The organism is Pseudomonas sp. MD195_PC81_125 (assembly GCF_014060985.1).
Taxonomy (GTDB): Bacteria; Pseudomonadota; Gammaproteobacteria; order Pseudomonadales; family Pseudomonadaceae; genus Aquipseudomonas; species Aquipseudomonas parakoreensis.
In genome coordinates, this window is record NZ_JABULD010000336.1 from 1 (window position 1) to 9,688 (window position 9,688).

Consider the following 9,688-nt stretch of genomic DNA (forward strand, 5'->3'; position numbering starts at 1 on the left):
AACGGCAGCATGAAGAACAGGAACAGCCAGATGAAGGGAACCCCGATGACCAACTGGCGGCCACCGGGAATTATTCGATTGAGCCGGCGTTTGAATTTGCGCATGTTCATGAGCGAAGTACCACGCCGCTGTCGTCTTCCCACCACACGTAAACCTGATCACCCCAGGTCGGACGTTGACCGCGACGCTCGGCGTTGGCGACGAACGACTGCACCAGCTTGCCACTCGGCAATTCGACGTAGAACACCGAATGCCCACCGAGGTAGGCGATGTCATGCACCTTGCCGCTGGACCAGTTGTATTCGCAGGTCGGCATCTCGGCGGTGACCAGCAGCTTCTCCGGACGAATCGCGTAGGTCACGGATTTGTCCTGCACCGAGGTGCTGATGCCGTGGCCGACGTAGATCTGCCGGTCGAGGTCCTTGCAGGTGATGGTCGCGTGGCCTTCAGCATCGTCGATCACTTCACCTTCGAAGATGTTCACGTTGCCGATGAATTCGCAGACCAGACGGCTGGTCGGAGTTTCGTAGATGTCGATCGGGCTGCCGATCTGGGCGATCCAGCCCAGGTGCATGATCGCGATGCGCTCGGCCATGGTCATGGCCTCTTCCTGGTCGTGGGTCACCATCACGCAGGTCACGCCCACGCGCTCGATGATTTCCACCAGCTCCAGCTGCATCTGCGACCGCAGTTTCTTGTCCAGTGCACCCATCGGTTCATCGAGCAGCAGCAGCTTCGGCCGCTTGGCCAGCGAACGCGCCAGTGCCACACGTTGACGCTGACCGCCGGACAGTTGATGCGGCTTGCGCTTGGCGTACTGGCTCATCTGCACCAGTTTGAGCATCTCGGCGACGCGCGCATCGATCTCGGCATTGGGGATCTTGTCCTGCTTGAGGCCGAAGGCGATGTTCTGCGCCACGGTCATGTGCGGGAACAAGGCGTACGACTGGAACATCATGTTGATCGGTCGCTCGTACGGCGGCATGTCGGTGATGTCGACGCCGTCGAGGAAAATGCGCCCCTCCGTGGGCCGTTCGAACCCTGCCAGCATCCGCAGCAGTGTGGATTTGCCCGATCCCGAACCGCCGAGCAGGGCGAAAATTTCGCCCTTCTTGATTTCCAGGGACACATCGTCCACGGCAATCGTCTCGTCGAACTTCTTCGTGACCCGGTCGATTTTGACCAACACCTGCTTAGGTGTCTGGTCGCCCTCGAGGGCTTTCTTATAGGCGCCGGAGGCAAACTGCCATTTACGAAACTCCCAGAAAAAAACAGTGCAGTTCGCCCCATGCGGACGAACCCAGGATAGTTTGTGCCTTACTTGCCCGACTTGACCTTGGTCCAGCTACGGGTCATCAAACGCTGAATATTGGGTGGCAACTCGACCGACACGTAAGTCTTGTCGAGGACTGCTTGCGGTGGATAAACCGCTTCATCGGTGCGGATGGACTGCTCCATCAGCTTGTCCGACCCCGGGTTGGGGTTGGCGTAACCGACGTAATCACTGACCTGGGCGATCACCTCAGGTTTCAGCAAATAGTTGATGAAGGCGTGGGCCTCTTTGACGTTGGACGAGTCCTTCGGAATCGCCAGCATGTCGAACCACAGCGCGCCGCCCTCTTTCGGAATCGAGTAGGCGATGTTCACACCCTTCTTGGCTTCCTCGGCACGGTGCTTGGCCTGGAAGATGTCACCGGAGAAACCAATGGCCACGCAGATATCGCCGTTGGCCAGATCACCGATGTATTTCGAGGAGTGGAAGTAGGTGACGTAAGGACGCACGGCCAGCAGTTTGTCGGTGGCCTTGGCGTAATCCTTCGGATTGGTGCTGTTGGCGTTCAGGCCCATGTAGTTGAGCACGGTCGGCATCATTTCATCGGCCGAGTCGAGGAACGCGACGCCGCAGCTGTGCAGTTTCTTGATGTTCTCCGGTTCGAACAGCACGCTCCAGGAGTCGATCTTGTCGATACCGAGCACGGCCTTGACCTTGTCGACGTTGTAGCCGATGCCGTTGGTGCCCCACAGGTACGGGACGGCGTACTGGTTGCCCGGGTCGTTCTGCTCCAGGCGCTTGAGCAGCACCGGATCGAGATTCGCATAGTTCGGCAGCTGCGACCTGTCGAGCTTCTGGAACGCGCCCGCCTTGATCTGCTTGCCTAGGAAGTGGTTCGACGGCACGACCACGTCGTAACCGGTACGCCCGGCCAGCAGCTTGCCTTCCAGGGTCTCGTTGGAATCGAACACGTCGTACACCGGTTTGATCCCGGTTTCTTTCTGGAAGTCGGCCAGGGTGGTCTCGCCGATGTAATCCGACCAGTTATAAATATGCACCGTACCGGCGGCCTGGGCTCCGACAGCGATCGTCAGGCCGGCAGTGGCCAGCAGAGCTTTGCGCAAAGAAGAAAAAATAGGCAAGTGGAGGTCCTCTAATTGAGTTGGGCCCAAGTTGCCCCGTGCTGCAAGACAGTCACGGTTGCCCGGCAACAAAACCGGCGCGCAACTTACCTTCGAAAAACCGATCCAGCAAAACTTTCTGTCATTTAATTGATCCGCTGACCGCCGTCATGGCGACGACAGCCAGCGGTTGCTGCTTCAAACCGGCTTATTTACCGGATTTGATCTTGGTCCAGCTGCGGGTCATTTCGCGCTGGGTAGCGGCCGGCAAATCGGCGATCGCATACAGCTTGGCCTGCACGTCGGCTGGCGGGTAAATGCCTGGATCGCTGGTGATGTCTTTTTCCACCAGAGCGGTCGCAGCAGCGTTACCGTTCGGGAAGCGTACGGCGTTGGTGATGCCGGCCATGACTTCAGGCTTCTGCAGGAAGGTCATGAACTTGTAGGCGCCTTCGACGTTTTCGGCATCTTTAGGGATGGCGACCATGTCGAAGAAGCTGCCAGCGCCTTCTTTCGGAATGGCATAGCTGACTTTCACCTTGTCACCGGCCTCGGCGGCACGAGACTTGGCCTGCTGCACGTCACCCGAGTAACCGACCGCTACACAGATGTTGCCGTTGGCCAGGTCCGAGATGTACTTGGAGGAGTGGAAGTAGGTGATCGAAGGACGAATCTTGAGGAACAGGTCCTCGGCTTTCTTGATGTCTTCTTTTTTTCTGGGTGTCGGTAGGCAGGCCCAGGTAGTGCAGCGCGACCGGGAGCATTTCGGTCGGCGAATCGAGGAAGCTCACACCGCAGCCCTTGAGCTTGGCGATGTTTTCCGGCTTGAGCAGCACGTCCCACGAGTCGATGGTGTCGACGCCCAGCGCAGCCTTGACCTTCTCCGGGTTGTAACCGATACCGATCGAACCCCACATGTACGGGAAGGCGTGCTTGTTACCCGGATCGCTGACCGACACGGCCTTGAGCAGGTCCTGGTTCAGGTTTTTCCAGTTAGGCAGCTTGGACTGGTCCAGTTCCTGATAAACACCGGCCTTGATCTGCTTGGCCAGGAAGTTGTTCGACGGCACAACGACGTCGTAACCGGATTTGCCCGCCAGCAGTTTGGCTTCCAGGGTTTCGTTACTGTCGAATACGTCGTAGACGACTTTGATCCCGGATTCTTTCTCGAAGTTGGCAATGGTGTCCGGAGCGATGTAGTCGGACCAGTTGTAAACGTGCAGTACCTTGTCGTCCGCGTGAACCGCACCCGCCATCATGCCCGCGACGGACAGCGCGAGAAGAGTCTTGCCAGCAAGCTTTTTACCTAATGCCTTCATGCGTCATGCTCCAAATTTTTCTTTTTTGAACCACTTTGTTCAGCGGCCGAACCCCGACAACTGGAACTGCGGCTAGTCTGGCAAGATCGGAGGCGGTCTTTCAAGAAAAGGCCCACCTTTCTGACACCTTCGAGCGAGAGCGCCGCAGCTCCCCCGCTCGAAGCCTAGCACTTAGGCTTGCAACGCACTGAGGGTCAGGTCCAGGCACTTGCGTGCCTTGGTCACCAGCTCGTCGATCTCCGCCTTGCTGATCACCAGCGGCGGCGCAATGATCATGGTGTCGCCCACGGCACGCATGATCAGGCCGTTATCGAAGCAGAACTGCCGGCAGATCATGCCCACGCCCCGGCCTTCGTAACGCTTGCGAGTGGCCTTGTCCTGCACCAGCTCGATCGCCCCCAGCAACCCGACGCCGCGCACTTCGCCCACCAACGGGTGGTCGTTGAGTTCGCGCAGACGCTTCTGCAAATACGGTGCCGTTTCGTTGTGCGCGTTCTCGATAATTTTCTCGTCGCGCAGAATCCGGATGTTTTCCAGACCCACCGCCGCCGCCACCGGGTGCCCGGAGTAGGTGAAGCCGTGGTTGAAGTCGCCACCTTCGTTGAGCACTTTCACCACTTCATCACGGACGATCAGGCCACCCATCGGGATATAGCCGGAGGTCAGGCCTTTGGCGATGGTCATCATGTCCGGTTTCAGGTCGTAGAAATCCGAACCGAACCACTCGCCGGTACGGCCGAAACCGCAGATCACTTCGTCCGCCACGAACAGAATGTCGTACTTGGCGAGGATTTCCTTGATGCGCGGCCAGTAGGTATCAGGCGGAATGATCACGCCGCCGGCGCCCTGGATCGGCTCGGCAATGAACGCACCAACGTTGTCCACGCCGACTTCGAGAATCTTCTCTTCCAGCTGATTGGCGGCCCAGATGCCGAACTCTTCCGGCGACATGTCGCCGCCCTCAGCGAACCAGTACGGCTGCGCGATGTGGACGATGCCCGGGATCGGCAAATCGCCCTGTTCGTGCATGTAGGTCATGCCGCCCAGGCTCGCGCCGGCCACGGTGGAACCGTGATAACCGTTCTTGCGGCTGATGATGACTTTCTTGTTCGGCTGGCCCTTGATCGCCCAGTAGTGGCGAACCATGCGCAGCATGGTGTCGTTGCCTTCGGAGCCGGAGCCGGTGAAGAACACATGGTTCATGCCTTCCGGCGCCACGTCGGCGATGGCCTTGGCCAGTTCGAGCGCCGGCGGGTGGGCGGTCTGGAAGAACAGGTTGTAGTAAGGCAGTTCGCGCATCTGCTTGGCAGCCGCGTCAGCCAGCTCATCGCGGCCATAACCGATCGCCACGCACCACAGACCCGCCATGCCATCGAGGATCTTGTTGCCCTCGCTGTCCCACAGGTACACGCCCTTGGCGTTGGTGATGATCCGTGGGCCCTTCTCTTTCAGTTGCTTGAAGTCGCTGAACGGGGCCAGGTGGTGTTCGCTGCTCAGGGCTTGCCACTCACGGGTTTGCGGGTTGTTGCTGGTCATGCCAATTCTCCTTGTTATCGGTGAAGGCGCGGCTGCTGCCAGCCGCGCCCGGCGTATCAGACGGCGAAGAGCAAGTACTCACGCTCCCAGGAACTGATCACGCGCTTGAAGTTTTCATGCTCGGCCCGCTTGACCGCGACGTAGCCGGTAATGAAGGTCTTGCCCAGGTATTTCTCGATGGTTGCGCTGTTTTCCATACGCTCCAGCGCGTCTTCGATGGTCAGCGGCAGGCGCAGGTTGCGGCGTTCATAGCCGCGACCGACCACCGGCGCGCTCGGATTGAGGCCCTCGACCATGCCGATGTAACCGCAGAGCAGGCTCGCGGCAATCGCCAGGTACGGGTTGGCGTCGGCGCCCGGCAGGCGGTTTTCCACGCGGCGGTTCTGCGGGCCGGCATCCGGGACGCGCAGGCCCACGGTGCGGTTCTCTTCGCCCCACTCCACGTTCACCGGCGCCGAAGTGTCCGGCAGGAAGCGGCGGAACGAGTTGACGTTCGGCGCGAACAGCGGAAGCAATTCCGGGATCAGTTTCTGCAGGCCACCGATGTGGTGCAGGAACAGCTGGCTCATGGTCCCGTCTTCATTGGAGAACACGTTCTTGCCGGTCTCGATGTCGATGATGCTCTGGTGCAAGTGCATCGCACTGCCCGGCTCGCCGGTCATCGGCTTGGCCATGAAGGTGGCGGCCACGTCATGCTTGAGCGCGGCTTCGCGCATGGTGCGCTTGAACACCAGGATCTGGTCGGCCAGCGACAGTGCATCGCCGTGACGGAAGTTGATTTCCATCTGCGCCGTGCCGTCTTCGTGGATCAGGGTATCGAGGTCCAGCTCCTGTAGTTCGCACCAGTCGTAGACGTCCTCGAACAGCGGGTCGAACTCGTTCGCCGCTTCGATGGAGAACGACTGACGCCCGATTTCCGGACGGCCCGAGCGGCCGATTGGCGGCTGCAGCGGATAGTCGGGGTCGTCACTGCGCTTGGTCAGGTAGAACTCCATCTCCGGCGCCACGATCGGCTGCCAGCCCTTGTCGGCGTAGAGCTTCAGGACCTTTTTGAGCACGTTGCGCGGCGACAGCTCGATCGGGTTGCCTTGCTTGTCGTAGGTGTCGTGGATCACCTGGGCGGTCGGCTCTATGGCCCATGGCACCAGGTATACGGCGTTCTGATCGGGGCGGCAGATCATGTCGATGTCGGCCGGGTCGAGCAGTTCGTAATAGATGTCGTCTTCGACGTAGTCGCCGGTCACGGTCTGCAACAGCACGCTTTCCGGCAGACGCATGCCCTTTTCGGCGATGAACTTGTTGGTCGGCGAGATCTTGCCCCGGGTGATACCGGTCAAGTCGCCGATCATGCATTCGACTTCTGTGATCTTGTGGTCTTTCAACCAATCGGTGAGCTGGTCGAGGTTGTTACTCATAAATGCCTCTGGGCTGAGTCTCCTGACATCGTGTCAGGCAAAGTTTGACGCCGTGGCGTCGCGTTAAAGGGGGCTTGCTTGCGCGCAGTGCCGGCTTACGCCTGGCACCGCGCATCGACAATGAAAGAGGAGCTTACCTGCCCTTTACGCTGGCGTTGCATTTCCTGTGCACATTCAAGGCGTGCAGAATCATGAGCACGGCTGGGGAAGCGGCACAGGCTTTGGGACTCAAAGGGATCTATATTGAAGGAAGACGCCATGAACAGAATGCTTTGCCGTACGTCCAGAATAACGGACGCTGCCGTTTGGCCTGATGCGGACGAGGACATCGTCGACAGCCCGCGAGCCTTGCAGGCTGCACTACGGACGGGTTTGTCGCCACTGATGTGTTGAGCATGCAGACCGGACTGTTGCGAGCAGTCGGTGATGCCGATTAACGGCAGGCGAGACATGAAGCACCCCGGTATTATTGCTGTTATGGGTTTGATCGGAGCTTAGCCTTGTTCATTTTTTTACACAACACCCCCGTAAAAAATACAACACGGCCTGCTCAAGCCCGCGGGTGCCAAGCGTCCCAAGGACAAAAAACTGCCCCAAAGTGCCCCATAAATGCCCTCGCAGCGCTTTTTTAGGGCAAAAAAGGCCTCGCTTGACTTCGGCATGCCGTTCGGGTTGACTGAAACCAGAAAAGATCAATGATTGATATTTTTAACAACAAAGGTGTTGCATCATGTCGGTACCCCCGCGTGCCGTTCAGCTTAACGAAGCGAACGCGTTCCTTAAGGAACATCCTGAGGTTCTGTACGTTGACCTTCTGATTGCGGATATGAATGGTGTGGTGCGCGGCAAGCGCATCGAACGCACCAGCCTCCACAAGGTTTACGAGAAAGGCATCAACCTGCCGGCCTCTCTATTTGCTCTGGATATCAATGGTTCTACGGTGGAAAGCACCGGCCTGGGTCTGGACATCGGCGACGCCGACCGGATCTGCTATCCAATCCCCGATACCCTGTGCAACGAGCCATGGCAGAAGCGCCCGACCGCGCAACTGTTGATGACCATGCACGAACTCGAAGGCGACCCGTTCTTCGCCGATCCGCGCGAAGTGCTCCGTCAAGTTGTTGCAAAGTTTGACGAGCTGGGCCTGACCATCTGCGCAGCCTTCGAGCTGGAGTTCTACCTGATCGACCAGGAAAACGTGAACGGCCGTCCACAGCCGCCACGCTCGCCGATTTCCGGCAAACGCCCGCACTCGACTCAGGTCTACCTGATCGACGACCTCGACGAATACGTCGACTGCCTCCAGGACATTCTGGAAGGCGCCAAAGAGCAAGGCATCCCGGCCGACGCCATCGTCAAGGAAAGTGCCCCGGCGCAGTTCGAAGTGAACCTGCACCACGTCGCCGACCCGATCAAGGCATGCGATTACGCGGTTCTGCTCAAGCGTCTGATCAAGAACATCGCCTACGACCATGAAATGGACACCACCTTCATGGCCAAGCCGTACCCGGGCCAGGCCGGTAACGGTCTGCATGTCCACATCTCGGTGCTCGACAAAGATGGCAAGAACATCTTTGCAAGCGAGGATCCCGAGCAGAACGCCGCGCTGCGTCACGCGATCGGCGGTGTGCTCGAGACCCTGCCGGCGCAGATGGCTTTTCTCTGCCCGAACGTCAACTCGTACCGTCGCTTCGGCGCGCAGTTCTATGTACCGAACTCGCCGTGCTGGGGCCTGGACAACCGCACTGTGGCGATCCGCGTGCCGACTGGCTCTGCCGACGCCGTACGGATCGAACACCGCGTGGCCGGTGCCGACGCCAACCCGTACCTGCTGATGGCTTCGGTCCTGGCCGGTGTGCATCACGGTCTGGTGAACAAAATCGAACCGGGCGCTCCGGTCGAAGGCAACAGCTACGAGCAGAACGAACAGAGCCTGCCGAACAACTTACGCGATGCCCTGCGTGAGCTGGACGACAGCGAGGTGATGGCCAAGTACATCGATCCGAAATACATCGATATCTTCGTCGCCTGCAAGGAAAGCGAGCTGGAGGAGTTCGAACACTCCATCTCCGACCTTGAGTACAACTGGTATCTGCATACCGTTTAAGCGGTTGTAGTGCCAAACAGAACGCCGTCAGCTGATTCAGCCAACGGCGTTTTTTTTTATGGCCGCCTGCGGCGGTTCGCGAGCAGGCTCGCTCCCACAGTTAATCTCCAGTGAACATGAATACTGTGCACACAGAGCCTCCCTGTGGGAGCGAGCCTGCTCGCGAAAGCGGCCGACGAGACAACACAAGAGCCGGCTCGTACAATGCCCGCTGCCCCGCAGGAGACTTTCATGACGCGTCCCGCCCCCGTCCGCAAACCCCGTGCCCGCAGTCAGGCGCGCATCGACTCGATACTCGACGCCGCGCGCACGCTGCTGGCTGCCGAGGGTGTGGCCAGCCTGTCGATCTACAGCGTCGCCGAACGCGCGCAGATTCCACCCTCCTCGGTCTACCACTTCTTCGCCAGCGTCCCGGCGCTGCTCGAAGCATTGACCGCCGACGTGCACGCGGCGTTTCGCGCCTGCCTGCAAGCGCCGATCGACCACGATGCCCTGCGCGACTGGCGCGACCTGTCGCGGCTGATCGAGGAACGGATGCTGGAGATCTACGGCGAAGACGCGGCGGCCCGTCAGTTGATCCTCGCCCAGCACGGCCTGACCGAAGTGACCCAGGCCGACCGCCAGCACGACATCGAACTCGGCGACCTGATGCACAAACTGTTCGACCATCACTTCGAATTGCCGCGACTGCCGACCGATGTCGACGTGTTTGCGCTGGCGATGGAACTGGGCGACCGCGTGTATGCACGTTCGGTGCAGCAGCACGGGCAGATCACGCCGCGCATGGCCGAGGAAGGGATGCGGGTGTTTGATGCTTACATCGGGCTGTATTTGCCGCCCTATCTGCCCAAAAGAATTCTCTAGCGTCTTTACCGGCCTCTTCGCGAGCAGGCTCGCTCCCCACATTTTGGAATGCG

6 protein-coding genes and 2 pseudogenes are annotated in these 9,688 nt (G+C 59.4%); 2 read left to right on the top strand and 6 right to left on the bottom strand.

Features of this window, described 5'->3' with window-relative positions; genetic code table 11:
• The 6 genes and pseudogenes from HT737_RS13855 to HT737_RS13880 all read right to left on the bottom strand — a co-directional run.
• A pseudogene (locus HT737_RS13855) lies at positions 1–110 on the bottom strand (putrescine ABC transporter permease PotH); the annotation flags it as partial.
• Entirely contained in the window at positions 107–1,189 is a 1,083-nt protein-coding gene (locus HT737_RS13860) for an ABC transporter ATP-binding protein (protein ID WP_374011166.1), read from the bottom strand. The gene HT737_RS13860 and the pseudogene HT737_RS13855, both read right to left, overlap by 4 nt.
• Positions 1,190–1,317: 128 nt before the next feature.
• Positions 1,318–2,415 carry a polyamine ABC transporter substrate-binding protein gene (locus tag HT737_RS13865; protein WP_047297196.1) on the bottom strand — a complete coding sequence of 366 codons (1,098 nt, stop codon included), beginning with the start codon at positions 2,413–2,415 and terminating at the stop codon, positions 1,318–1,320.
• 187 nt (positions 2,416–2,602) lie between these two features.
• A pseudogene (locus HT737_RS13870) lies at positions 2,603–3,713 on the bottom strand (polyamine ABC transporter substrate-binding protein).
• A gap of 171 nt (positions 3,714–3,884) precedes the next feature.
• Entirely contained in the window at positions 3,885–5,249 is a 1,365-nt protein-coding gene (locus tag HT737_RS13875) for an aspartate aminotransferase family protein (protein WP_121182522.1), read from the bottom strand.
• A gap of 56 nt (positions 5,250–5,305) precedes the next feature.
• Positions 5,306–6,664 (bottom strand): glutamine synthetase family protein, encoded by a 1,359-nt coding sequence (locus HT737_RS13880; RefSeq protein WP_007967993.1) that lies wholly within the window; start codon positions 6,662–6,664, stop codon positions 5,306–5,308.
• Positions 6,665–7,394: 730 nt separating this feature from the next.
• Between HT737_RS13880 and HT737_RS13885 the strand changes: the two genes are divergently transcribed.
• On the top strand, positions 7,395–8,771 hold the full coding sequence (locus HT737_RS13885) for a glutamine synthetase family protein (protein ID WP_003229254.1): 1,377 nt from the start codon (positions 7,395–7,397) through the stop codon (positions 8,769–8,771).
• Positions 8,772–9,002: 231 nt separating this feature from the next.
• Positions 9,003–9,635, top strand: a complete 633-nt coding sequence (locus HT737_RS13890; protein WP_095668066.1) for a TetR/AcrR family transcriptional regulator — start codon at positions 9,003–9,005, stop codon at positions 9,633–9,635.
• Positions 9,636–9,688 lie beyond the last annotated feature (53 nt).

Bases quoted from the DNA above. Each gene is read 5' to 3' on its own strand.
- HT737_RS13875 (WP_121182522.1), bottom strand. From the start codon at position 5,249: ATGACCAGCAACAACCCGCAAACCCGTGAGTGGCAAGCCCTGAGCAGC.
- HT737_RS13880 (WP_007967993.1), bottom strand. From the start codon at position 6,664: ATGAGTAACAACCTCGACCAGCTCACCGATTGGTTGAAAGACCACAAG.
- HT737_RS13885 (WP_003229254.1), top strand. From the start codon at position 7,395: ATGTCGGTACCCCCGCGTGCCGTTCAGCTTAACGAAGCGAACGCGTTC.
- HT737_RS13890 (WP_095668066.1), top strand. From the start codon at position 9,003: ATGACGCGTCCCGCCCCCGTCCGCAAACCCCGTGCCCGCAGTCAGGCG.